We start from the raw sequence: 24,762 nt of genomic DNA, 5'->3' as shown, positions 1-24,762 counted from the left end.
TCTCGATGACCCGTTAAACAGACGCTTACAGAACATTAAAGTTACATCATTTCGTTCAGCGCCTTCTTATAGTTGCCTTTGTAACAAAAAAATGTGAAACGGCAAGGGGTTTACAGACAACCGGCCAATATTCCGACCAACTTCTGTGCCCGCGGGTCCATAAGTACATAAGGCCCCAATGTATTAGTCACGAAACCAAACGCTACATCATGCTCAGGATCGGCAAAACCCACCGAGCCGCCGGCGCCTGGATGCCCGAACGCACGGGCGCCAAGGCCAAATGTAGCATTGGGCAACTGTGGTTGATCCAACATGCAGCCCAGCCCGAAGCGGGTTTGTGTCAATAATGTTTTATCCGGCCCGATACTGTGTTCACGGGTCAATTCTTCGAGCATGTCGGCTTCCAACAAACTACCGTCCAACAAACCACTATAAAAACCCGCCAGACTACGCGCATTACCGTGACCATTTGCCGCCGGCTGCTGCATGCGTCGCCATTCAGGTTTATTAGTACTGGTGAGAATAGACGGCGGGTTGGCAAATGCCCGCGTCGTCATGGCGGTGGGCTCGCGCATCATTACTTGCAGTAAACGCTGCGCGGCTTCATCGCCCATATTGCCTTTGCTGCGCGCTATATGTGCAACACGATAAAACTCTTCGTCGGCCAGGCCCACGTGGAAGTCCAGCCCCAGCGGCCGTGCCACCCGCGCCACAATGGACTCACCCGGCCCACGCCCATCGGCGCGGCGCAGCAATTCGCCAACCAGCCAACCATAGGTAATCGCCTCGTAGCCATGGCCCTGGCCCGGCGTCCACCAGGGGGCTTCGGCTGCCAGGGTGTCGACCATCAATTGCCAGTCGTACAAGGCTTCGGTGGGCAGCATCTCGTGGATGGCCGGCAACCCGGCCTGATGGCAGAGCAACTGGCGCAGCGTAATGTTTTCCTTGCCGGCAGCAGCGAACTCAGGCCAGTACCTGGCCACTGGCGCGTCCAATTGCAACTTGCCCTCGGCCACCAGTTGCAGGGCCGTGACAGCGGTGAAGGTCTTGGTGCAGGAAAACAGGTTGACGATGGTGTCGCTGTGCCAGGCCTCGGTACCGTCCTTGTCGGCGGTACCGGCCCACAGGTCAACGACGGTTTCGCCGCCGACCTGGATGCAGAGCCCGGCGCCACGCTCCTGCGGGTCATCGAACAACGCGGCGAACGCTTCACGCACCGCTTCGAACTGGAGCTCGTAATGACCTTGAACCTGCACCTAAGCCCCCTAGGAAAACACCGTAAAAAGTGGCCGACATTGTTCCAGCCATTGTGGGATTTGTGAACCCGTCAACAATGAATCAATGACCATTTCCCGAATGCCCACCGGCGTGTCCGGCGCCCTGCCCCGGGCCTTTGCCCTCGCGCCCAGGTTTGCTGCCTTCGCTTTCACGCGCGGTGCTGGCGGCCTTGGCCTTTTCCGCTTCCTTGCCCAGTTGATCCACCGCCGCCAGGTTGCTTCTACGCACACTGTCGACAAACCCCTGGAACGGTACGTCAGTGATGCCCACCAGGCCGAAGTGGCCGTTTTCACCGTCCAGCAACCGGCCGGTCACCGGCTGGTCCAGGTACTGGAACCAATGCACGCCGACAATGGACGGCTCGGCCATGGCTTGCTTGAGGAAGTTGGCATACGCCACGCCACGCTCTTCTTCCCTGGCCAACTGGGTCACGCCGCCCCAGAACGGGCCACGGTCCGCAGAGCCGAAGTTGAATTCAGTGATCAACACTGGTTTGTCCAGGGCGCGCAGCGCGGCAAAGTCATAGCCGTCCTGGGGTTTGAGCGTGTACATGTTGAAGCTCAGCACATCGCAATACTGCGCGCACGACGCCACGGCTTCCGGCGTACTCACCGCATAACGCCCACCCAGCAGCAGTTGGTTGGGTGCGTGCCATTTCAGCGAGTCGGAGATGGTCTTGAAGTAGGCATCGGCGAAGGTCTTCTGGAAGTATTTGAAGTCAGCTTCGATTTCCGGGTGTTCAGGGTTGGGCACCGGCGGCTCGAAGCCCGGATCTTCCATCAGCTCCCACCCCGCCAACTCGATGCCCCAGGCTTTCGACAGGCCTTGTTCGTTGCGGTACTTGTCACGCAATTGCTTGAGAAACGCGCGCTTGGCCGGTACGTCGGTGGTCATGCGCAAGGTGCCGTAGGCCAGGGCGTAGCGGGATTTCGGATCATCGCCGGGGCCGGCCCAGGCCAGTTCGTTATCGGCAAAGAAGCCGATCAGCCAGGGGTCGTCGCGGTGGTCGCGGGCGGCAATAGCCACCGCGCGTTCGGTCGCCATGGCGAAACGCGGATCGAACGGATCGGGCATGCCACCCCACCAGTCGGTACCGGTGCTGATGCTGGCGTAATCGCCGACAATCGACAACGGCAAGGTGTACGGCACACGATCGGCAGTGGCCAACGCGTCGTCGCTCCAGTTGCCCACGGTGTTGAAACCCCAGGCTTGCAGGCGATCGAGGGTATGGGTCACCCAGCGTTTCTGGTCGAACCCTTCGCCGCCATAAGTGCGCTGCAGGTTGGCGCCGTAGAAATCGTACCAACGCCCGGCAGCGAAGCCACGACCTTCGCCCGCACCATTGCCGGTGCGGTTATCGCCGCTGCCGTAGTACTTGTCGAAGGGTTCACCGGCCTTTGGCAGCGCCGCGAACATCCACTCGCGACCGGCCACGTAGGTCTGGCTGTTGTCCGGGGCCACGGTATTGACACCCAGGGAATAGAACGGATGGCCTTCCGGAGTCACCAGGTACCAGCGACCGTCGCGCTTTTCGGTGCGGAAAAAGCCACTGGCCTTGAACGCCGGCCCTTTGTTCCAGCCGCCGAACGTGTCCAAAGCGGATTTATCACGCGCGGCCAGCCAGCCCTGCAGTTGGGTTTGTTCCTTTGCCGCAGCCGCCTTGAGCTGTTCGTCGCTGCTGACCTTTTCCGGCCAGCGCGCACGGGTGGACTGACCATAGGTATCCACCAGTTCGCTGTAGGCCGCCTTCAGCACCGGCTCGCTGTTCTGCACACCAAAGCGTTCCAGCAGGATGCTTTGCGCGACGTTGGGCTTGATCATCGACAGGGTCACCGAGACCACCTGGCTACGGTCGATCTCGCCGGCGCTGCTGGCCAGCAACACGCGCTGGCCATCCACGGTGATCGGCATCGGCGGGCCGGCCTTCATGCCCTGGCTCAACGGCGAGTTGGCTTGCAGCGGGACCAGCAAGGTCTGGGCGGGGCCGGCCGGCAGGTCGATGCGGCTGACCAGGGTCTTGCCATCGCTGCTCTGCACCTTGACGTAGAGGGTCAGCGCCCAGTCCATGGCACTCTGGATACGCAGGCTCATGGCGCCGGACTGCGACCAGTCCCAGGCACCGGCCTGTGGGCTGAGCACCAGGCTCGGCTCGGCGGCCGGGTTGAAGGTGATGCGACGCAACACCTCGCCTTCGGGGGTTTGTTCGGCGTTGTATTGCGGCAGGCTGGCGTCCTGGGTCGCCACCTTGACCACATCGGCAGGCCGGACGAAGTTGAACAATGTCTGTTGCCCCGCGGGCGCGGCCATCAACGGCGCAGTGAACAGCAGGGCAAAAAGGGCGGGCAGCGTGCGAATCATACGAACAAGGTTCTCCCAAACGGCCGGTAAATAGCCTGATGACATAAATCGATAGCAGTGAGATAGACCACGAAGTGGGCGAATTCGCCCACGATGGTTTAAGAAATTTCGCGCCGGAACGGCGGCAACGCATTCAGGATCGCCTTGCCGTAGCGCTGGGTCACCAGGCGGCGGTCGAGCAAGGTGATGGTGCCCCGGTCTTCCTCGGTACGCAGCAAGCGACCGCAGGCCTGCACCAGCTTCAAGGAAGCATCCGGCACCGAGATCTCCATGAACGGGTTACCGCCCCGCGCTTCGATCCATTCGGCCAACGCGGCCTCGACCGGATCATCCGGCACCGAGAACGGGATCTTGGCGATCACCACGTGTTCGCAGTAGGCGCCGGGCAAGTCCACGCCTTCGGCGAAACTCGCCAGGCCGAACAGCACGCTGGAATCCCCGCCATCGACACGCGCCTTGTGCTTGTTCAGGGTTTCCTGCTTGGACAGGTTGCCCTGGATAAACACCTGCTTGCGCCAGTCGCGGTCGAGGCCGTCGAACACGTCCTGCATCTGTTTGCGCGACGAGAACAACACCAGGGTGCCGCGCGAACCTTCCACCAGGGAGGGCAGGTCGCGGATGATCGCAGCGGTGTGCGCCGGCGCATCCCGTGGATCGGCCTTGAGATCGGGCACCCGCAGCACACCGGCGTCGGCATGGTGGAACGGGCTTGGCACCACCGCCGTGACGGCCTTTTTCGGCAGCCCCGCGCGCATGCGGAAGCGGTCGAAGGTGCCCAGGGCGGTCAGCGTGGCGGAGGTCACCAGGCAGCCATACGCCACGTTCCACAGGTTACGGCGTAGCATCTCGGCGGCAAGGATCGGGCTGGCGTTGACCTCGATATCAAACAACGCACCGCTTTCCGACAGGGTCAGCCAGCGGGCCATGGGCGGGTTGTCTTCCGGGTCTTCGACGGTAAAGGCCGTCCACAGCTCCCAGTTGCCCTGGGAACGGGACAACAGGCTGCCGAACAGCGGGTACCACTCTTCGGCCTGGTTGCTGGCGATGCCGATATTGACCTCACCGTCCATGCCTTCCTTGAGCAAGTCAGTCAGGCGGGTAAACAGGTCGGTAAGACGGGAAAAGCCTTTCTTCAGCTCGATGCCCATTTCGCGCATATGCTCGGGGATCATCCCGCCGACAAAGCGGTGGCGCGGGCGCTCACGGCCTTCCACATCTTCGCCGGGCTTGAAGTCGGCCACCTGTTCGCAGGCGCTGAACATGAACTGTTGCTGGGTCTTGATCTCCCGCGCCAGCTCCGGCACCTGTTCGATCAGCTTGCCCAGATCGCCGGGCAGCGGATGCTGGGCGAGCAATTTGGTCAGATTCTTCGCGGTGGTTTCCAGCCAGTCGGCGGTGGAGCGCAGGCGCGTGTAATGGGCGAAGTGGCCGATAGCCTTGTCGGGCAGGTGATGGCCTTCGTCGAACACGTAAAGGGTGTCTCGCGGGTCCGGCAACACGGCACCGCCGCCCAGGGCCAGGTCGGCCAGGACCATATCGTGGTTGGTAACGATCACGTCGACCTTGCCCATACCTTCGCGGGCCTTGTAGAAGGCGCACTGGCCAAAGTTGGGGCAATGGCGGTTGGTGCACTGGCTGTGGTCGGTGGTCAGGCGCGCCCAATCGGCATCTTCGAGGGCGGTGGGCCAGCTGTCGCGGTCGCCGTCCCATTTATTGCCGGCCAGTTTCTCGATCATGCTGGTAAACAGCTTCTGGCTGACCTCATCCACCTCGATCTTGAAACCTTCTTCCTCGAACAGCGACGCCGTGGCGGTTTGCGCGTGGCCTTCCTGCAGCAGCACGTCGAGCTTGGACAGGCACATGTAGCGGCCACGGCCCTTGGCCAGGGCGAAGGTGAAGTTCAGGCCGCTGTTGCGCATCAGGTCGGGCAGGTCTTTGTAGACGATCTGCTCCTGCAGGGCGACGGTGGCGGTGGCGATCACCAGGCGCTTGCCGGCGGCCTTGGCGGTCGGGATCGCAGCCAGGCTGTAGGCCACGGTCTTGCCGGTACCGGTACCGGCTTCGACGGCCACGACGGCGGGCTCACCTTCGCGGCGGCCTTCGTCATCGGTGTCGATATCCCCGAGGACCTTGGCCACTTCGGCGATCATCAGGCGTTGGCCGTAGCGCGGTTTCAAGCTCTTGGCTTCGAGAAAACGCGTGTAGGCGCCCTGGATCGTGGTTTTGAGTTCAGTGCTGATCATGGATAGTCGGGCGCAAAAAACGCTGGATAAATTTTCAGTGGTTCGGATCGGCAGCTATCATACCCCGCTAATTAATCCCGCGCAGAACGGAGTACCACAATGACCGCGTTTAGCCTCGTTTACACCCTGCATGTATTGGCCGCCCTGATCTGGGTCGGCGGCATGTTTTTCGCCTGGATGATCCTGCGCCCCGCCGCTGTGGCGGCCCTTGAGGGCCCTGCCCGACTCAAGCTGTGGGCCAATGTGTTTCAACGTTTTTTCGTGTGGGTATGGGTGGCAGTGCTGGTTTTGCCGATCAGCGGCGTCGGCCTGCTGCACCTGCGCTTCAGCGGGTTTGAAAGCGCACCGCGCTATGTGCAGGTGATGATGGGTTTGTATCTGGTGATGACGGCGTTGTTTATCCGTATCCAGGCGCTGAAGTTTCCGCAACTGAAGGCGGCGGTGGCGGCTGAGGATTGGCCGGCGGGTGCGGCTGCACTGGGGCAGATTCGCAAGTTGGTGGGAATCAACCTGATCGTGGGATTGGTGGTGGTGGCGATTGCATCGGCTCGGCCGATGTTTTGAGTACAGCCGCAAGCTGCAAGCTCGAAGCTTGCAGCTCTTTAAAGCTTAGAGCCGCTGAATAGTCACGGTACCCGCAGGCCCAGCTGGCCCCGGCTGCCCTTCCAACCCTGGCCGGCCCTTCTCGCCACCCTCGGTGCGGTACACCAGGCAACCTTTGGACTCCCCGCCTTTGCCCGGCTTGCCGGCCGTGCCGGCCAAACCGCCAGCCCCGCCATCCACCCAGACCTTGATGTGTTCCGCCGGGAAGTCCTTCGGCAACTCCACGCGCACCTGTGCACCCGCTCCACCCGGCAGGCCATCGCCGCCGTTATCGCCATTGAAACCGCGCCCCGCCGAGCCCCAGGTGCACCCAGGATCCACGCCATTGGCGCCATCCAGCCCGGCATACCCTTGGGCACCGGCGCCGCCACGGGCATCCACCGAGAGTTCTTCGGCCGTCAGCGAGTTGATGCGCAAGGTCAGGTCACGCCCGGCCTTGGCCGGTTTTTCATGGGTGCCGGGGGCACCGCGCGAGGTGATCTGGCTGCCCTGCTCAAGTTGCGCATGCCGCACCTGCAATTGCAGCGCGGTATTGCCAGGCACAATCGCGATGCGTGCGTCGCGGCCCAGGTGCAGTTCATCCACCGTGACTTGGCTGATGGTAGCCGGAATCAGCAACGTGCCGTAGTCCGCCACGTCCAGGCGCTCCAGTTGCAACACGCTGGTGCTGGAGGGAAGGCGCATCAATGAGTTGGTTTCGACACTGACGCTCTGGGCCAGGGCAACGGGGCTGACCAACAGGGCCAACAGAAAAACCTTACGCATCATGGGGCTCCTGAATGTTTTCAAATTTTTCTTTGGACGCACAGTAACGACTTCTACAGGCGATTTGCCAGTGAAGGTTCAAAAAACTTGAGCAGGGAGCGGTTCAAGCGAGGGTGGCCGGCAATGCCCCTGTGGATCCCACAGGGGCAAGGGCTGTCAGCGGTTGATCTGGATTTCCGTGCGGCGGTTCAGGGCGCGGCCTTCAGCGGTCTTGTTGTCGGCGACCGGATGGCTTTCGCCCGCCCCGGTGACAGACACAAAGGCACTGCGGGGCACCCCGGCGCCGATCAGGTAATCGGTGACCGAATGGGCACGTTTTTCCGAGAGTTTCTGGTTGTAGGCATCTTTACCGACGCTGTCGGTGTGACCACTGACCCGTAGCTGGGCGCTCGGGGCTTCCTGTTTCAGGCGCGTGGCAATGGTGTCGAGTTTGGTTTTATCCGCTGCCGTCAACTTGGCCGAGTCGAACTGGAAGTGCACATCGCGAATCACGATGGTTTCTTCCTTGACCACCACCACCTCCTCAACCACCGCCGCCGGCGGTGCCGGAGGGCAACCATTGGCGTCGACCTGCACGCCTTTCGGGGTGCCCGGGCACTTGTCGCGGCTGTCCGGCACGCCATCGCCATCTTCGTCGCCATCGCCGTGCACCCAGCAATAGGCGCCGGCCATGCCGCCGACCAGCAACGCGCCATAGCCTGCGTAGGCCGAGCTTTCAGTCGCACCGATCGCTGCACCGGTCACACCGCCGACAGCGGCACAGGTAGGCCAATCGGTTTTTTGCAAGCCTGCGCAACCTGTCAATACTCCGGTTAGCAGAACCAAGGGTAGAGCTGTCCGCATGATGCTCATCTGACTTTCTCCTGAAGGGATCGGCGGGGGCCGATGGGTGGAGTAAAGACCGCTCTTTTCAACTGTGCCACTACGCCAAGCCCCGTATTCATTGGGGATCGCCGCCCACGCAGGACTTTTCGCAACCGCCCGCCCTAGGCCCGCACGCTCAGCCGCGCTAGTCTCTACGGTCCTGATGTGAGGATTTCTGATGACCGCTGGTATTTCTTCCCGTACGCCCCAGCAAGCCTTGGCTGCACTGCTGGATCTGCACCAGCCAAAACGCCTGTTGCTGTTGGGTGCCAGCCAGTTCCCGGCGCTGGATGCATTTAAAGCCGCACACCCGGAGACCCAGGTGTTTTGCGCCGACCCAGGGCCATTGCCGCAAGCACTGGCGGCCCAGCGGTTTGACCTGGCGCTGGTGGTCGATTGCCTCGAGCACCTGCCAAAACCCCAAGGCCTGACCCTGCTCGGCGGTATCCGCAACCTCAACGCCAGCCGCATTGCGGTGCTGGTGGACCTGGGCGCCTGCGGCTGGAAGGAAACCGACTTCTTCTCCCTGGCCCTCCAGGCCGGCGAGCGTTTCCAGCGCGATGAGCAAGTGCTGACGCTGTTTACCTACGATCTGCTTGACTATAAACAGGTGCCGGACTGGCTCAACGCCCGTTTCTGGGCTAACCCGGAAAACTTCGGAAAGTATTGGTGGTAATTAATGAGTACATCCATTTGCCCCTGCGGCAGTGGCAACCTGCTGGATGCCTGCTGCGGCCATTATCACGCCGGGCACCCGGCGCCCTGTGCCAGCGCCCTGATGCGTTCACGCTACAGCGCCTATGTGCTGGGCCTGGTGGACTATCTGGTCGCAACCACTTTGCCCGCGCAACAGGCTGGCCTGGACCGTGAGGCCATCGCCGCCTGGAGCGCCCAGAGCACCTGGCTCGGCCTGGAAGTTGAAAGTTCCGAGGTGTTCGGCGGCCAGCCGGAACACGCCTTCGTGACCTTCACCGCACGCTGGCATGACAGCACCGGCGAACATAGCCACCGCGAGCAGTCCTCTTTCGTACAGAATGAAGGGCGCTGGTACTTCATCGACCCCACGGTGGAAGTGAAAACCGGACGCAACGATGCGTGCCTGTGCGGCAGTGGGCAAAAATTCAAGAAGTGTTGTTCCAGCTATCTCTAACTACCACAGGACTCACGCCATGCTTCGGATCTACAGCTTGATGCTGGCGTTAACCTTCGGCCTGACCGGTTGCGCCTCCTGGTTCGAAGACGATTCGCCCCCGCCCCACGTTTCCCTGGTGAAAGTCGAAGTGGTGCGGGCCAAGCTGCTGGAGCAGAAATTCAAGCTGTACTTTCGCGTGGATAACCGCGACGACTCGGACCTGACCGTGCGTGGGCTGATCTACAAGGTCACCCTGGATGATTTTGTGCTCACCGAAGGCGAGTCCAATGAATGGCTGACGGTACCGCCCAAGGGCCATGCATTTTTCAAGGTGTCGGTGCGCACCAACCTCTGGCCGCAGATCCGCGATGTGGTGCAGATGCTGAAAAAACCCGACCAGCCTGTGCCGTATCGCCTGGAGGGTGAACTGAAAACCGGATTATTCATCGGTTATGACGTGCAGGTGAACCACAATGGCGAGATAATCCCCGGCGATTTTATTCCGGAGCGACATCGATGACTCAGCAACCCCATGTCCATGGTCCTGACTGCAACCACGATCACGATCACCATGATCACGACCACGGCCATGTCCACGGCCCGAACTGCGGCCACGCTCACCAGGAGCCGGTGCGCAACGCATTGAAGGACGTTGGTCGCAACGATCCTTGCCCGTGCGGCAGTGAGAAGAAATTCAAGAAGTGCCACGGCGCGTAAATCGCGCTGAGGGCCCACGTGTGTGTGAGGGAGTTCACTCCCTTCCACAGCTGCATCGCATTCCAAATCGAAAGCGTCTAAGGGTAGACGCAAATGTTTGATTGAATTTCTACCCTCCCACCTTTACCTATACCTACAGGCATTCGCTCAAGCATCACCACTTTTGGAGAGCTTCATGATCGACCTGTATTACTGGACCACCCCCAACGGTCACAAAGTATCGCTGTTCCTGGAAGAAGCCGGTCTGCCCTACAACGTGCACCCGATCAACATCGGCCAGGGCGACCAGTTCAAGCCGGACTTCCTGAAGATTGCCCCCAACAACCGCATCCCGGCCATCGTCGATCAGAACCCGAGCGACGGCGGCGCGCCGATCTCGCTGTTTGAATCCGGCGCGATCCTGCTGTACCTCGCGGAAAAAACCGGCCAATTCATTCCAAAAGACCTGCGCGGTCGCCAGGAAGCCCTGCAATGGTTGTTCTGGCAAATGGGCGGGCTCGGGCCGATGGCGGGTCAGAACCATCATTTCAGCCAGTTCGCACCGGAGAAAATCCCCTACGCGATCAAGCGCTACGTAGATGAAACCGCCCGTCTATACGGTGTGCTGGACCGACGTCTGGCGGACCGTGCGTTCGTGGCGGGTGAGGACTACAGCATTGCCGATATGGCGATCTATCCGTGGATCGTTTCCCACAAGTGGCAGAGCCAGCGCCTGGAAGATTTCCCACACGTTCATCGCTGGTTCAATAGCATCAAGGAACGGCCAGCGACGGTTCGGGCGTATGAATTAGTCCAAAAGGTCAATCCGCCTAAATCCTGACCTGAAGTCGTGCGCGGTCAACAGGTGGGAGGGGCGGTGCGACTCAAGATCTAACGCTTTACCCAAACTCCTGCTTGCGTCGTTTCACCGCGCTCACTAACGTAGCGCCTTTACTGACGCTACCCCCCGCAGGAGCTTTGCCATGGCCTCGCCAGCCCTCTCACATTTTCTTCCCCGGTTCGGCGTTGCCGCGGCAGTGGCCAGTGCATTAAGCCTGGCCGGTTGCCAGCTCCAGAGCACCCAGGACACCCTGCCGCCAGTGGCCGGCGTACAGCCGATCAAGGGCCTCGCACAGAATGTTTCGATACGCCGCAACGCCCAGGGCATGCCGCTGATCGAAAGCAACACCTTCCACGACGCGCTGTTCAGCCTCGGTTATGTGCACGCCAGTGACCGCATCACCCAGATGGTCAGCCTGCGCCTGCTGGCCCAGGGCCGCCTGGCGGAGATGTCCGGGCCCGAGGTGCTGGATGTGGACCGCTTCATGCGCGCGGTCAACCTGAAAAAAAGCGCCGGCGAGCTGTACAACGCCTCGTCGCCGCGTCTCAAGCGCTTCTTCGAAGTGTATGCCCGTGGCGTCAACGCCTACCTGTTCCGCTACCGCGACAAGCTGCCGCCGGACCTGGCCCAGACCGGCTACAAGCCTGAGTACTGGAAGCCGGAAGATTCGGCGCTGCTGTTCTGCCTGCTGAATTTCAGCGAGTCGGCCAACCTGCAGGAAGAGCTGGCGTCGTTGCTGCTGGCGCAAAAGGTCGGCGTGGACAAACTCGCCTGGCTGACACCGAGCGCGCCGGATGAGCCGATCCCCCTGGCCGAGGCCGAGAAACTCAAGGGCGTGAACCTCAGCCAGATCACCGGCCTGGCCGGGCTGGACGCGGTCAGCCAGCAATTGAGCAGCCTCAACTCGCTGGCGGTTACCACGTCGAGCAACTGGGCCATCGGCCCGCAACGCAGCCGCAGCGGCAAGAGCCTGCTGGCAGGCGACCTCGCCGCCCAGCCGCAAGCACCCTCGCCGTGGAACTACGTGCAGATTCGCGCACCGAAATACCAGGCCGTCGGCGCCTCGATTGCCGGCCTGCCGACCCTGTTGTCCGGTTTCAACGGCAACGTGGCGTGGAGCATGAGCACGGTCAAGGGCGATACCCAGGACCTGTTCCTGGAGAAGGTCAAACGCCAGGGCAGCGCGTTGTACTACGAGAACAACGGAAAATGGCTGCCGGCAGCAGTGCGTAATGAAACCTTCTTCGTCAAGGGTCAACGCTCGATTCGCGAAGTGGTGTACGAAACCCGCCACGGCGCCCTGCTCAACAGCAGCCAGGCCCTGACCAGCGGTTTTGGCCTGGCCCTGCAAACCGCCGACTTCAAGGATGACAAGAGCCTCGACGCGTTCTTCGACCTCTCCCGCGCGCAAAACGCCGGCAAGGCCTCGGACGCAACCCGCAACATTCGCGCCATTGCCTTGAACATGGTCTTCGCCGACGCCGGCAGCATTGGCTGGCAGGTCACCGGCCGCTTCCCCAACCGCCGCGAAGGCGAAGGCCTGCTGCCCTCGCCCGGTTGGGATACACGCTTTGACTGGGACGGTTACGCCGACGCGATGCTGCACCCCTATGACCAGGACCCGGCCCAAGGCTGGATCGGCACCGCCAACCAACGCACCGCGCCGCGCGGCTACGGCATGCAGCTGTCCAACTCCTGGGATGCGCCGGAGCGCAGCGAGCGCCTGGCGCAACTGGCCAATGCGGGCAAGCATGACAGCCGCAGCATGATCGCCATGCAATACGACCAGACCACCACCTTTGCCGCCAAGCTCAAGACCATGTTCCAGGCGCCGGGTATGGCCCAGCCATTGAAGCAGGCGATTGATGCGTTGCCGGCGGCCGACCAGGCCAAGGCACGGGAAGCACTGAAGCGCCTGATGGCCTTCGACGGCCGCCTGGTGTCGACGTCCGCCGACGCGGCGCTCTACGAACTGTTCCTGCAGGAAAGCACCCGGCAGATCTTCCTCGACGAACTGGGGCCGGAAAACAGTGCCAGCTGGAAAGCCTTTGTCAGCAACGCCAACCTGTCCTATGCCGCCCAGGCCGACCACCTGCTGGGCCGCGAAGACAGCCCGTTCTGGGACGACGTGCGCACCGCGCAGAAAGAAGACAAACCTACCATCCTCGCCCGCAGCCTGGCCGCCGCGATCAGCGCTGGCGAGAGCCAACTGGGTGCTGACCACAAGGCCTGGCAGTGGGGCAAGCTGCACAGCACCACCTGGAAAAACACCAGTGGCCAAGTGATTCGCGGCCCGCTGGCGTCCGGTGGCGACCACAACACCTTGAACCCGGCACCGTACAGCTGGGGCCAGGACTTCAACACCACCCAGGTGCCGGCGCTGCGCATGATCGTCGACTTCGGCCAGGTGGAACCGATGATGGGCCAGGGAGGCATCGGCCAGTCCGGCAACCCGGCCAGCCCGAACTACGCCAACGGCATCGACCCGTCGCTCAAGGCGCAATACCTGAGCTTCCCGATGCAGCCGCAGAACTTCGAGAAAGTATATGGGAAGGCCAGGTTGACCCTGACCCCAGGCAAGTGACCTGACTTCAACCTGACAAAACCTGATCCAAATGTGGGAGGGGGCTTGCCCCCGATGGCGGTGTATCAGTCACCGATGTTTTGACTGAACCACTGCTATCGGGGGCAAGCCCCCTCCCACATTTTGCCCACATGCATTCCGATAGAACTTCTGCGCTCGCCCCCGCCTCATACCTGATAAGCCCATCGCCCCGGTCACCCCATGGACCTTGTCATCGCCCGGCCCGAAGGCCTCTACTGCCCCGCCGGAGATTTCTACATCGATCCCTGGCGCCCGGTGGAACGCTCTGTCATCACCCACGCCCACGGCGACCACGCCCGCACGGGCAATCAACACTACCTGGCTGCCGCCCCTGGCGAGGGCATCCTGCGCTCGCGCCTGGGCCAGGACATCAACCTGCAAACCCTGGCCTATGGCGAAAAACTCGTCCACCACGGCGTGACCCTGAGTTTCCACCCCGCCGGGCATGTACTCGGCTCGGCCCAGGTGCGCCTGGAATACCAGGGCGAAGTCTGGGTGGCGTCCGGCGACTACAAAGTGGAACCGGACGGCACCTGCGCGCCTTTCGAACCGGTGCGTTGCCATACCTTTATCACCGAATCCACCTTCGGCCTGCCGATCTACCGCTGGCAGCCCCAGGCGCAGATCTTCGCCGGGATCAACGACTGGTGGCAGGCCAATATCGCCGCCGACAAAGCCAGTGTGTTGTTCTGTTATTCCTTCGGCAAAGCCCAGCGCATCCTGCATGGTATCGACGCCAGCATCGGGCCGATCCTCAGCCATGGCGCGGTCGAGCCGCTGAACCGGGTGTACCGCGAGGCCGGCATTTATATCCCCGAAACCCTCTACGCCGGCGATTTCAAAAAGACCGACCCATTGCTGCGCCAGGCCCTGATCATCGCGCCGCCGTCCGCCGGTGGCAGCAGTTGGATCAAGCGCTTCGGCGACTACAGCGATGCCTTCGCCAGCGGCTGGATGCGCCTGCGCGGTACCCGGCGGCGGCGCGGGGTGGATCGAGGGTTCGTGCTGTCGGACCACGCCGACTGGCCCGGGCTGCTGTGGGCCATCGAACAAACCGGCGCCGAACGGGTGATGGTCACCCACGGCTCTGTCGGTGTATTGGTACGCCACCTGCGGGAAAAAGGCCTGGATGCCCAGGGCTTCACCACCGAATACGGCGATGACGAAGAGGAGGCCACGGCATGAAAGCCTTCGCCGAGCTGTACGCCAACCTCGACGCCACCACCTCCAGCAATGCCAAGCTCGCGGCCCTGCAAGCCTACTTCCTGCAAGCGCCGCCTGAAGACGCTGCGTGGGCGGTGTATTTCCTGTCCGGCGGACGACCGCGGCAATTGGTACCGACGCGTCTGCTGCGGGACATGGCCACCGAAGCATCCGGCATCGAGCCGTGGCTGTTCGAAGAAAGCTACCAATCGGTAGGCGACCTGGCTGAGACGATTTCCCTGCTCCTGCCGGAATCCACCTACACCTCCGAGGACGGCCTCGCCGTGTGGCTGGAAGAAAAACTCCTGCCGCTGCGTGGCCTGTCGCCCCTGGACCTGGCCGAACGGTTGCCAGCGTTATGGGCGCAACTGGACCAACCGAGCCTGATGGTGTGCATCAAGTTGATCACCGGCAGCTTTCGCGTCGGCGTGTCCAAATTGCTGGTCACCCGCGCGCTCGCCGCCATGGCCGACCTCGACAGCAAGCGCGTCGCGCAGCGATTGGTGGGCTACACCGATTTATCCAACCGACCGACAGCCGAAGGCTACCTCAAGCTGATCGCCGCCGAATCATCCGACGAGCATGCGCAACGGGGCGGACAGCCTTATCCGTTTTTTCTCGCTCACGGGTTGTCGCAGCCGGTGGAGCAGTTCGACGCGTTGCTCGGCGCCCCTGAAGACTGGCAGGTGGAATGGAAGTGGGACGGCATTCGCGCGCAACTGGTCAAGCGCGAAGGTCGGCTGTGGATCTGGTCGCGGGGCGAAGAGCTGGTGACCGAGCGCTTCCCCGAACTGCACAGCCTGGTCAGTGGGCTGCCCGATGGCACGGTGATCGATGGCGAGATCGTGGTGTGGAAGGACTCGGTACAACCCTTCGCCCTTCTGCAGCAGCGCATTGGCCGCAAGACCCTGAGCAAAAAAGTGCTCGACGATGCCCCGGTTGCGGTCCTCGCCTATGACCTGCTGGAACATCAAGGCGACGACTGGCGCAACCACCCCCAGGCCGAACGTCGCGCCCAACTGGAACAGGTGATTGCCCAGTGCAACCAACCCGTGTTGCAGCCCTCGCCCCTGCTGACGGGTGCCACATGGCAGGACCTGGCACAGCAACGCGAAGCCTCCCGCAGCCTCGGCGTGGAGGGCATGATGCTCAAGGCTCGCGACGGCCTGTACGGCGTGGGCCGCACCAAGGACATGGGCCTGTGGTGGAAGTGGAAAGTCGACCCCTTCAGTGTCGATGCGGTGTTGATCTACGCCCAACGCGGCCATGGCCGGCGCGCCAGCCTCTACAGCGACTACACCTTCGCCGTATGGGATGGCCCGCCCGGCAGTGATCGCACGCTGGTGCCCTTCGCCAAGGCCTATTCAGGGCTGACCGACGAAGAAATGCGCAAGGTCGACGCCATCGTGCGCAAGACCACCGTGGAGAAGTTCGGCCCGGTCAGCAGCGTGACGCCCAGCATGGTGTTCGAGCTGGGGTTTGAAGGCATTGCCCTGTCCAAGCGGCACAAGAGCGGGATTGCGGTGCGCTTTCCGCGGATGTTGCGTTGGCGCCAGGACAAGGCGGTGGATGAGGCGGATAACCTTGCCACCCTGCAGGACTTACTGGCCTGAGCCAGAACCCCGCCCCCCCAACCGGATCTCCAAATGTTCCGAAATAGTGCGCTCGATTTTCAATGCCCATTTTCGGGCATCTCCTACACTCATTACTCCCTTGTCCCACCTTTTAAAACGCTCATTCGGAACTATGGTGCAGAAATTGCTACTCGTGATCCGTCTGACACCGTTCAGTAACAGTCCTAAAACGCGCCACAAGCGCTTATCTTGGTTTCCAGGGATTAAATAATGAAAAAAGCATTGCTGACCCTTTCTGCACTGGCTCTGTGCATGGCCGCCGGTACCGCGTTGGCCAAGGAATACAAGGAACTGCGTTTTGGTGTCGATCCGTCCTACGCGCCGTTCGAATCCAAGGCGGCCGATGGCAGCCTGGTAGGCTTCGATATCGACCTGGGCAATGCGATCTGCGCCGAACTGAAAGTGAAGTGCAAGTGGGTCGAAAGTGACTTTGACGGCATGATTCCAGGCCTCAAAGCCAACAAGTTCGACGGAGTGATTTCGTCCATGACCGTGACCCCGGTGCGCGAGAAGGCCATCGACTTCTCCAGCGAACTGTTCTCCGGCCCGACCTCGCTGGTGTTCAAGAAAGGTGCGGGTTACTCGACCCCAGAGTCCCTCAAGGGCAAATCCGTGGGCTACGAGCAAGGCACCATCCAGGAAGCCTACGCCAAGGCGGTACTGGATAAAGCCGGCGTGACCACCAAAGCCTACGCCAACCAGGACCAGGTTTACGCCGACCTGACTTCCGGTCGTCTCGACGCTTCCGTGCAGGACATGCTGCAAGCCGAACTGGGCTTCCTGAAGTCCCCGGCCGGTGCCGGCTATGAAGTCAGCGCCGCCATCGATGACCCATTGCTGCCATCGAAAACCGCCATCGGTATCAAAAAAGGTAACACTGAACTGAAGGCCCTTTTGGATAAAGGTATCAAAGCGTTACACGATGATGGCACCTACGCCACCATCCAGAAGAAACACTTTGGCGATCTGAACCTGTACAGCGGCAAATAATGCCTGGGGCGCCCCTCCTGTGGAGGGGCGCTTTTTTATCGCCATAGGTCCTGATTTATGTTCGAAGAACTGTTGCAAACCCTCGGGCTGAGCGCACTCAGCTTGAAGGGTTTCGGCCCGTTGTTGCTGCAAGGCACCTGGATGACCATCAAGTTGTCGGTGCTGTCCCTGGTCGTCAGCGTATTGCTGGGCCTGCTCGGCGCCAGCGCCAAACTTTCCAGCCTGCCCTTCCTGCGTATCCCCGCCCAGCTCTACACCACCCTGATTCGCGGTGTACCCGACCTGGTGCTGATGCTGCTGATTTTCTACAGCCTGCAAACCTGGCTCACCGGCCTGACCGACTTCATGGAATGGGAATACATCGAGATCGACCCATTCAGCGCCGGGGTGATCACCCTGGGCTTTATCTACGGTGCTTATTTCACCGAGACGTTTCGCGGCGCGATCCTCGCCGTGCCCCGTGGCCAGCTGGAAGCCGCCACGGCCTACGGCCTCAAGCGCGGGCAACGCTTTCGCTACGTGACCTTCCCGCAGATGATGCGTTTTGCCCTGCCGGGTATCGGCAACAACTGGATGGTAATGCTCAAGGCCACTGCCCTGGTGTCGATCATCGGCCTGGCGGACCTGGTCAAGGCCGCCCAGGATGCCGGCAAAAGCACCTACCAACTGTTCTACTTCCTGGTACTCGCCGCGCTGATCTACCTGTTGATCACCAGCGCGTCCAACTTCGTCCTGCGTCGTCTTGAACGTCGCTACTCCGCAGGCTCACGGGAGGCGGTGCGATGATCGAACTCTTGCAGGAATACTGGCGCCCCTTCCTCTATAGCGACGGCCAGCACATCACCGGCCTGGCCATGACCCTGTGGCTGCTCAGCGCCGCCCTGGTCATCGGCTTTGTGGTGTCGATCCCGCTGTCCATCGCCCGTGTATCGCGCAACCCGCTGGTACGCTGGCCGGTGCAGTTCTACACCTACCTGTTCCGTGGCACGCCGCTCTATATCCAGTTGCTGATCTGCTACACCGGCATCTACAGCATCGCCGCCGTACGTGAACAGCCGCTGCTGGATGCGTTCTTTCGCGATGCGATGAACTGCACGATCCTGGCCTTCGCCCTCAACACCTGCGCCTACACCACGGAGATTTTCGCCGGGTCGATCCGCAGCATGGCCCACGGCGAAGTCGAGGCGGCCAAGGCCTACGGTTTAAGCGGCTGGAAGTTGTACGCCTACGTGATCATGCCGTCGGCGTTGCGCCGCTCGTTGCCCTACTACAGCAACGAAGTGATCTTGATGCTGCACTCGACCACGGTAGCGTTTACCGCGACGATCCCGGACATCCTCAAGGTGGCGCGTGACGCCAACTCGGCCACGTTCATGACGTTCCAATCATTCGGTATCGCCGCGCTGATCTACCTGACCGTGACCTTTGCCCTGGTCGGTCTGTTTCGTCTGGCGGAGCGCCGTTGGCTGGCGTTTCTCGGGCCCAGCCATTAAGGAGCCTTCATGCGTCATCAGGTACACGATCTGATCGCGCCGGTGCCAGGCACGGCGCGGCAGATTCACAGTTTCCACTTCGGCCCCGAACGCGCCGAGGGCAAGGTCTACATCCAGTCATCGCTGCATGCCGATGAACTGCCGGGTATGCTGGTGGCCTGGCACTTGAAGGTGCGCCTGGCCGAGTTGGCGGCAGCCGGGCGGTTACTGAGCGAGATCGTGCTGGTGCCCATCGCCAATCCGGCAGGCCTGGAACAGGTGTTGATGGACATCCCCCTGGGCCGCTACGAGTTGGAAAGCGGACAGAACTTCAACCGCCTGTTTGTCGACCTCAGCGAAGAAGTGGGCGACCAGGTCGAAGCGTTGCTCGGGGATGATCCCCGGCACAACGTCGAGCTGATCCGTACCGCGTTGAGCACCGCCCTCGCCGGTCAAACCGCCACGACCCAATTGCACGCCCAGCGGCTGGTGCTGCAACGCCTGGCCTGCGATGCCGACATGGTGCTGGACCTGCATTGCGACTTCGAAGCCGTGGCGCACCTCTACACCACGCCCGAAGCCTGGCCGCAGGTGGAGCCGCTGGCACGCTATATCGGCTCCGAGGCCAACTTGCTGGCCACAGACTCCGGCGGACAATCCTTCGATGAGTGTTTCACCCTGGTGTGGTGGCAGTTGCAGCAACGCTTTGGCGCGCGCTTCCCGATCCCCATGGGCAGCTTTTCGGTGACCGTCGAACTGCGCGGCCAGGGCGACGTCAACCATGGGTTGGCCGCCCTCGACTGCCAGGCAATCATCGACTACCTGATTCACTTCGGCGCGATTGCCGGCGACGCGGTACCGCTGCCCGAGCTGCCCTACCCCGCCACGCCGCTGGCAGGCGTCGAACCCGTGGCAACGCCGGTGGGCGGCCTGCTGGTGTTCAGCGCCCTGCCCGGCGAATACCTGGAAGCCGGGCAACTGATCGCCGAAATCATCGACCCCATTACCGACCGCGTAACGCCCGTGCACTGCCAGAAGGCCGGCCTGCTTTACGCCCGTTCGCTGCGCCGCATGGCCACTGCCGGGATGGTCGTCGGCCATGTCGCAGGCACCGAGGCCTACCGCAGCGGCTATCTACTTTCGCCTTGAGGATGCACGCCCCATGTACAAATTGACCGTTGAAGGCCTGCATAAAAGCTATGGCGACAATGAGGTGCTCAAAGGTGTCTCGCTCAAGGCCAGGACCGGTGATGTGATCAGCCTGATCGGCGCCAGCGGCTCGGGCAAAAGCACCTTTTTGCGCTGCATCAACTTCCTGGAAACCCCCAACGACGGCGCCATGACCCTCGACGGCCAGCCGATCCGCATGGTCAGCGACCGCCATGGCATGCGCGTGGCCGACGATGCCGAATTGCAGCGCCTGCGCACGCGGCTGGCGATGGTGTTCCAGCATTTCAACCTGTGGAGTCATATGAGCGTGCTGGAAAACATCACCATGGCCCCGCGCCGGGTGCTGGGTTGCAGCAAGAAGGACGCCGAAGACCGCGCCCGTCGCTACCTGGACAAGGTGGGTTTACCGGCACGCGTGGCGGACCAATACCCGGCGTTCCTGTCCGGTGGCCAGCAGCAACGGGTGGCCATCGCCCGTGCCCTGGCCATGGAGCCGGAGGTGATGCTGTTCGACGAACCCACCTCGGCCCTCGACCCGGAGTTGGTGGGTGAAGTGTTGAAGGTGATCCAGGGCCTGGCCGAGGAAGGCCGCACCATGATCATGGTGACCCACGAAATGAGCTTTGCACGCAAGGTATCCAGCCAGGTGCTGTTCTTGCACAAGGGCCTGGTGGAAGAGCAAGGCGCGCCGGAGGATGTGCTGGGCAATCCCAAGAGCGAGCGCCTGCAACAGTTCCTGAGCGGCAATTTGAAGTAAACCTTTGCGACGCCTGGAGGGTCTGTGGAATAGGCCCTCCAGAGCGTTCGCCGCCCCATGGCAAAACCCCTCGACTTCGCCAAAACGTGGTTTGCCGCCAAAGGCTGGAAGCCGTTCGCTTTCCAGAAAGACGTATGGACGGCGGTCAAGGACGGCCGCTCGGGCTTGCTGCACGCCAGCACCGGCGCCGGCAAAACCTACGCCCTGTGGTTTGCCGCCCTCAACCGTTTCGCGATCACCCGCCCGCCCGCCACCGGTAAACGCAAACCGCCGGCTGAGCCACTGACCGTGCTGTGGATCACGCCCATGCGTGCGTTGGCCGCCGACACCGCACGCGCCCTCGAAGCGCCGCTCGAGGCCTTGCAGATTCCCTGGAGCGTCGGCCTGCGCACCGGCGATACCAGCAGCAGCGAGCGTGCCCGGCAAACCCGACGCCAGCCCACCGCCCTGGTCACCACCCCGGAAAGCCTGACCCTGATGCTCGCCCGCGCCGACAGCGAAACGAGTCTGGCGCACCTGCGTATGGTGGTGGTGGATGAATGGCATGAACTGATCGGCAACAAGCGCGGCGTGCAGTTGCAACTGGCGTTGGCGCGGCTGCGGCGTTGGCATCCTGAACTGATGGTGTGGGGCATTTCGGCCACTCTGGGTAACCAGTCCCACGCCTTGGAAGTGCTGATCCCACAAGGGGACGGGATTAATGTGCAGGGGCAAACGGCCAAGCAGTTGCGCGTCGACACCTTGCTGCCGCCCATCGCAGAGCGGTTTCCGTGGGCCGGGCATATCGGCTTGAAGATGCTGCCGCAGGTGGTCGCCGAGGTCGACGCCAGCAGCAGTTGCCTGGTGTTTACCAACACGCGGGCGCAGTCGGAAATCTGGTATCAGGCGCTGCTCGAGGCTCGGCCGGATTGGGCCGGGGTGATTGCCCTGCACCATGGTTCGCTGGCCCGCGAGACCCGCGACTGGGTGGAGCGGGCGTTGAAAGACGGTCAGCTCAAGGCGGTGGTGTGCACCTCCAGCCTGGACCTGGGGGTGGATTTTTTGCCGGTGGAGCGCGTGCTGCAAATCGGCTCGGCCAAAGGCGTGGCGCGCCTGATGCAACGCGCCGGGCGCTCCGGCCATGCACCCGGACGGCCGTCGCGGGTGACCCTGGTGCCGACCCACAGCCTGGAACTGGTGGAAGCCGCTGCGGCCCAGGACGCCATTGCAGCGCGGCGCATCGAAGCCCGCGAATCGCCCCACAAGCCATTGGATGTGCTCGTACAACATTTGGTGAGCATGGCCCTGGGCGCTGGCTTTACGCCGCAGGCTCTGCTGGCGGAGGTCCGTGGCGCCTGGGCCTATCGAAACCTCAGCGAGGCCGATTGGGCCTGGGCCCTGGGTTTTGTACGGCATGGCGGCTTATCGCTGACCGCTTACCCGGATTACCGCCGCGTGGAGCCGGACGAGCACGGCATCTGGCGCGTCCCCGATGCCCGGCTTGCGCGCCGCCATCGCATGAGCGTGGGCACCATTGTCAGCGACGCCAGCATCCAGCTGAAATTCTGGAGCAAGGGCGGCGGTGGCAAGAACCTGGGCAGTGTTGAAGAAGGCTTTATTGCACGCCTCAAGCCTGGCGATGGTTTCCTGTTTGCCGGTCGCCTGCTGGAACTGGTGCGGGTGGAAAACATGACCGCCTATGTGCGCCGCAGCAGCGCCAAAAAAGCTGCCGTACCCCGCTGGAATGGCGGGCGCATGCCCCTTTCCAACGAGTTGGCCCAAGCCGTGGTGGAACGCTTCGATGCGGCGGCGCACGGACGCTACGAGGGCCCGGAAATGCAGGCCGTGCAACCGCTGTTGCAGACGCAACTGCGCTGGTCCGGCTTGCCGACGCGCGCGCACTTGCTGGCCGAAGCCTTGAAATCGCGGGAGGGCTGGCACCTGTTCCTCTACCCGTTTGCCGGCCGCCAGGTGCACCTGGGGCTGGCGAGTCTGCTGGCGTGGCGGGTCAGCCAGCAGCAGCCTGTGACCTTCTCGATTGCCGTCAACGATTACGGCTTGGAGTTGCTCAGCGCCACCGAGGTGGATTGGCCACGCTTGCTGAGTGGGGCGCTGCTGAGCCCGAAGCAGTTGCTGGCAGACGTGGCAGCCAGCCTGAACGCCGGGGAGCTCGCCCTGCGCCGCTTTCGCGAGATTGCGCGTATCGCCGGGCTGGTGTTTGCCGGTTACCCCGGCGCGCCGAAAAGCACGCGCCAGGTGCAGGCGTCCAGCGGGTTGTTCTTTGAAGTGTTCAAGCAATATGACCCGCAAAACCTGTTGCTGGCCCAGGCGGGGGAAGAAGTCCTGCGCGACGAATTGGATATTCGTCGGCTGGAGGAGACCTTGCTTCGCCTCTCGGCGCTGACACTGGACGTGCATAGGATCGAACGCCCTACGCCCCTGGCCTTCCCACTGCTGATAGAACGGATGCGCGAAAGCATGAGTTCGGAAAAACTCTCGGAGCGCATTGCGCGGATGGTCAAGGACTTGGAAAAAGTCGCCGATAACGGCAAACGCTGATGGTGTGCTCAGTGACGCTGGAGGGCGAAGAGCTGCGGCTGTTGGCGGATAAGGCGCTCTATTGGCCCGCGCGCCAGTGCCTGCTGATCGCCGATGCACACTTTGGCAAGGCATCGGCCTATCGCAGCCTGGGCCAGCCGGTACCGCAAGGCACCACCACCGAGAACCTGCAACGCCTGGACCGGCTGTTGGCGGCCGTACCGTGCACCCAGGTGATCTTTCTCGGCGATTTCCTCCACGGGCCCGGCTCCCACGCCAGCGGCACCCTCAGCGCCTTGAGGGCCTGGCGAGCCCGTCATTGCGACCTGTCGATGACCTTGATTCGCGGCAATCACGATAAACGCGCAGGCGACCCACCGGCTGACTTGAACATCGAAGTGGTCCCGGAGCCCCTGTTGATGGGCCCTTTCGCCCTGCAACACGAACCGCACGCCCATGCCAGCCACCATGTGCTGGCGGGGCATGTGCACCCGGTGTATCGCTTGCGCGGCAAGGGCCGGCAGAGCCTGCGCCTGCCGTGTTTCCAGTTCGGCACGCGCGTCAGCCTGCTGCCGGCGTTTGGGGCGTTTACCGGGGGGCATACGGTGGAGCAGGACAATGACCGCCGAATCTTTGTTATCGGCGATCACCAGGTGTGGCAGGTTCGCTGACCGGCCCTGCGGGTATCAGGCGACCGGTGCGGGAGGCGGCTCGTCCGGAAGGGTCGGCTCACCGGGTTCGGTGGGCTGCTGTGGCCAATCTTCATCGGGTTGGCCAGGGATGCCGCCTGCATAGGCGGGGTCAGCCATCAGGGACCAGGCCAGAACGCCAATCTGGTTGGGTTCAAGCCGGGCAAGTTCTGCGCTGATTCGCGGGTCAATCTTCATAAGGCACTCCTCAAGCGTGGCTCGGTGCGTTTTGCACGCACCGAGGCAGTACACCCAATAGAGTCACTTTCTGCGGACTAATTCCCTTTACGCGTAGGACCTTTCGATCAAGCGCGTGGCAAGGTGACGCCGCGCTGGCCCTGGTACTTGCCGGCGCGGTCTTTGTAGGACACTTCACAGGCCTCGTCAGACTGCAGGAACAGCATCTGCGCCACGCCTTCGTTGGCGTAGATTTTCGCCGGCAGGGTGGTGGTGTTGGAGAACTCCAGGGTCACGTGGCCTTCCCACTCAGGCTCAAGTGGCGTCACGTTGACGATAATGCCGCAGCGCGCGTAGGTGCTTTTACCAAGGCAGATGGTCAGCACGTCGCGGGGAATACGGAAGAATTCCACGGTGCGTGCCAGGGCAAAGGAGTTCGGCGGGATAATGCACACGTCGCTTTTCACATCGACGAAGCTCTTTTCGTCGAAGTTCTTCGGATCGACGATCGCCGAGTTGATGTTGGTGAACACCTTGAACTCGTCGGCGCAGCGCACATCGTAGCCGTAGCTGGAAACGCCGTACGAGATCACGCGGTCATCGCCTTCACCACGAATCTGACGCTCGACGAACGGTTCGATCATGCCGTGCTCTTGCGCCATGCGGCGAATCCACTTGTCCGATTTGATGCTCATGGCGGGTGTCCTGAATAGCGAGGTGGAAAAATTCTGTGGGGCATCTTACCGGGGCCGGCGTTGGGGTTCAAAG

General features: G+C 62.2%; 23 protein-coding genes. 16 read left to right on the top strand and 7 right to left on the bottom strand.

The annotated features are described in order from the left end of the window. Positions 1-110 precede the first annotated feature (110 nt). From BM416_RS09700 to dinG, 3 genes are all read right to left on the bottom strand, one after another. Positions 111-1,256, bottom strand: a complete 1,146-nt coding sequence (locus BM416_RS09700) for a serine hydrolase domain-containing protein (RefSeq protein ID WP_092487699.1) — start codon at positions 1,254-1,256, stop codon at positions 111-113. 82 nt (positions 1,257-1,338) lie between these two features. Further along, complete coding sequence (locus BM416_RS09695; RefSeq protein WP_092487696.1) at positions 1,339-3,636, bottom strand: beta-galactosidase; 2,298 nt, start codon at positions 3,634-3,636, stop codon at positions 1,339-1,341. A gap of 98 nt (positions 3,637-3,734) precedes the next feature. Further along, positions 3,735-5,879, bottom strand: coding sequence for an ATP-dependent DNA helicase DinG (gene dinG / locus BM416_RS09690; RefSeq protein ID WP_027604440.1), 2,145 nt, complete (start codon positions 5,877-5,879; stop codon positions 3,735-3,737). 99 nt (positions 5,880-5,978) lie between these two features. Between dinG and BM416_RS09685 the strand changes: the two genes are divergently transcribed. Then, positions 5,979-6,443, top strand: coding sequence for a CopD family protein (locus tag BM416_RS09685; RefSeq protein WP_027604441.1), 465 nt, complete (start codon positions 5,979-5,981; stop codon positions 6,441-6,443). A gap of 45 nt (positions 6,444-6,488) precedes the next feature. Here BM416_RS09685 and BM416_RS09680 read toward each other — a convergent pair whose 3' ends face one another. Both BM416_RS09680 and BM416_RS09675 read right to left on the bottom strand, forming a co-directional pair. Beyond that, positions 6,489-7,247 (bottom strand): hypothetical protein, encoded by a 759-nt coding sequence (locus tag BM416_RS09680; protein WP_092487693.1) that lies wholly within the window; start codon positions 7,245-7,247, stop codon positions 6,489-6,491. 156 nt (positions 7,248-7,403) lie between these two features. Further along, entirely contained in the window at positions 7,404-8,099 is a 696-nt protein-coding gene (locus tag BM416_RS09675; protein ID WP_027604443.1) for a PA1041 family peptidoglycan-binding anchor lipoprotein, read from the bottom strand. A 190-nt stretch (positions 8,100-8,289) separates the two neighbouring features. Here BM416_RS09675 and BM416_RS09670 point away from each other — a divergent pair, with 190 nt between their 5' ends. The 15 genes from BM416_RS09670 (at position 8,290) to pdeM (ending at position 23,799) form a co-directional block, all read left to right on the top strand. Continuing rightward, positions 8,290-8,787: a DUF6231 family protein gene (locus BM416_RS09670; RefSeq protein WP_092487690.1), complete on the top strand. Its 498-nt coding sequence runs from the start codon at positions 8,290-8,292 to the stop codon at positions 8,785-8,787. 3 nt (positions 8,788-8,790) lie between these two features. Beyond that, positions 8,791-9,261, top strand: a complete 471-nt coding sequence (locus tag BM416_RS09665) for a YchJ family protein (protein WP_065926434.1) — start codon at positions 8,791-8,793, stop codon at positions 9,259-9,261. Positions 9,262-9,280: 19 nt separating this feature from the next. Further along, the gene (locus tag BM416_RS09660; RefSeq protein ID WP_027604446.1) at positions 9,281-9,763 is read left to right on the top strand and encodes an LEA/WHy family protein; all 483 of its coding nucleotides are present in this window, start codon (positions 9,281-9,283) and stop codon (positions 9,761-9,763) included. Further along, positions 9,760-9,960, top strand: coding sequence for an SEC-C metal-binding domain-containing protein (locus BM416_RS09655; protein ID WP_003189235.1), 201 nt, complete (start codon positions 9,760-9,762; stop codon positions 9,958-9,960). Before BM416_RS09660 ends, BM416_RS09655 begins: the two co-directional genes overlap by 4 nt. Positions 9,961-10,135: 175 nt before the next feature. Further along, the gene (locus tag BM416_RS09650) at positions 10,136-10,780 is read left to right on the top strand and encodes a glutathione S-transferase N-terminal domain-containing protein (protein WP_092487687.1); all 645 of its coding nucleotides are present in this window, start codon (positions 10,136-10,138) and stop codon (positions 10,778-10,780) included. 142 nt (positions 10,781-10,922) lie between these two features. After that, on the top strand, positions 10,923-13,364 hold the full coding sequence (locus BM416_RS09645; protein WP_092487684.1) for a penicillin acylase family protein: 2,442 nt from the start codon (positions 10,923-10,925) through the stop codon (positions 13,362-13,364). Between the two features lie 201 nt (positions 13,365-13,565). Next, positions 13,566-14,570, top strand: a complete 1,005-nt coding sequence (locus BM416_RS09640) for a ligase-associated DNA damage response exonuclease (protein ID WP_092487681.1) — start codon at positions 13,566-13,568, stop codon at positions 14,568-14,570. After that, a complete protein-coding gene (locus BM416_RS09635) occupies positions 14,567-16,201 on the top strand; it encodes an ATP-dependent DNA ligase (RefSeq protein WP_092487676.1) in 1,635 nt (544 codons plus the stop codon). The genes BM416_RS09640 and BM416_RS09635 overlap by 4 nt, the downstream gene beginning before the upstream one ends. A 231-nt stretch (positions 16,202-16,432) precedes the next feature. After that, positions 16,433-17,212 (top strand): transporter substrate-binding domain-containing protein, encoded by a 780-nt coding sequence (locus BM416_RS09630; RefSeq protein ID WP_027604451.1) that lies wholly within the window; start codon positions 16,433-16,435, stop codon positions 17,210-17,212. Positions 17,213-17,269: 57 nt separating this feature from the next. Further along, positions 17,270-17,998 carry an ABC transporter permease gene (locus BM416_RS09625; protein ID WP_065926441.1) on the top strand — a complete coding sequence of 243 codons (729 nt, stop codon included), beginning with the start codon at positions 17,270-17,272 and terminating at the stop codon, positions 17,996-17,998. Beyond that, complete coding sequence (locus BM416_RS09620) at positions 17,995-18,705, top strand: ABC transporter permease (protein WP_092487673.1); 711 nt, start codon at positions 17,995-17,997, stop codon at positions 18,703-18,705. Before BM416_RS09625 ends, BM416_RS09620 begins: the two co-directional genes overlap by 4 nt. A 9-nt stretch (positions 18,706-18,714) precedes the next feature. Next, on the top strand, positions 18,715-19,833 hold the full coding sequence (locus BM416_RS09615) for a succinylglutamate desuccinylase/aspartoacylase family protein (RefSeq protein ID WP_092487670.1): 1,119 nt from the start codon (positions 18,715-18,717) through the stop codon (positions 19,831-19,833). A gap of 13 nt (positions 19,834-19,846) precedes the next feature. Next, on the top strand, positions 19,847-20,611 hold the full coding sequence (locus BM416_RS09610) for an ABC transporter ATP-binding protein (RefSeq protein ID WP_016973168.1): 765 nt from the start codon (positions 19,847-19,849) through the stop codon (positions 20,609-20,611). A 57-nt stretch (positions 20,612-20,668) separates the two neighbouring features. Further along, positions 20,669-23,149: a ligase-associated DNA damage response DEXH box helicase gene (locus BM416_RS09605; protein ID WP_092487666.1), complete on the top strand. Its 2,481-nt coding sequence runs from the start codon at positions 20,669-20,671 to the stop codon at positions 23,147-23,149. Continuing rightward, positions 23,149-23,799 (top strand): ligase-associated DNA damage response endonuclease PdeM, encoded by a 651-nt coding sequence (gene pdeM, locus BM416_RS09600; protein ID WP_092487663.1) that lies wholly within the window; start codon positions 23,149-23,151, stop codon positions 23,797-23,799. The genes BM416_RS09605 and pdeM overlap by 1 nt, the downstream gene beginning before the upstream one ends. Before the next feature lie 15 nt (positions 23,800-23,814). Here the strand turns inward: pdeM and BM416_RS09595 are convergent, their stop codons facing one another. After that, the gene (locus BM416_RS09595; RefSeq protein ID WP_027604457.1) at positions 23,815-24,015 is read right to left on the bottom strand and encodes a hypothetical protein; all 201 of its coding nucleotides are present in this window, start codon (positions 24,013-24,015) and stop codon (positions 23,815-23,817) included. 107 nt (positions 24,016-24,122) lie between these two features. Continuing rightward, positions 24,123-24,689, bottom strand: coding sequence for a dCTP deaminase (gene dcd / locus BM416_RS09590; protein WP_003172320.1), 567 nt, complete (start codon positions 24,687-24,689; stop codon positions 24,123-24,125). Positions 24,690-24,762 lie beyond the last annotated feature (73 nt).

The sequence above is a fragment of the Pseudomonas sp. NFACC42-2 genome (genome assembly GCF_900116055.1).
In the GTDB taxonomy this organism is placed as follows: domain Bacteria; phylum Pseudomonadota; class Gammaproteobacteria; order Pseudomonadales; family Pseudomonadaceae; genus Aquipseudomonas; species Aquipseudomonas marginalis.
This window is presented reverse-complemented; position numbering and strand designations above follow the sequence as displayed.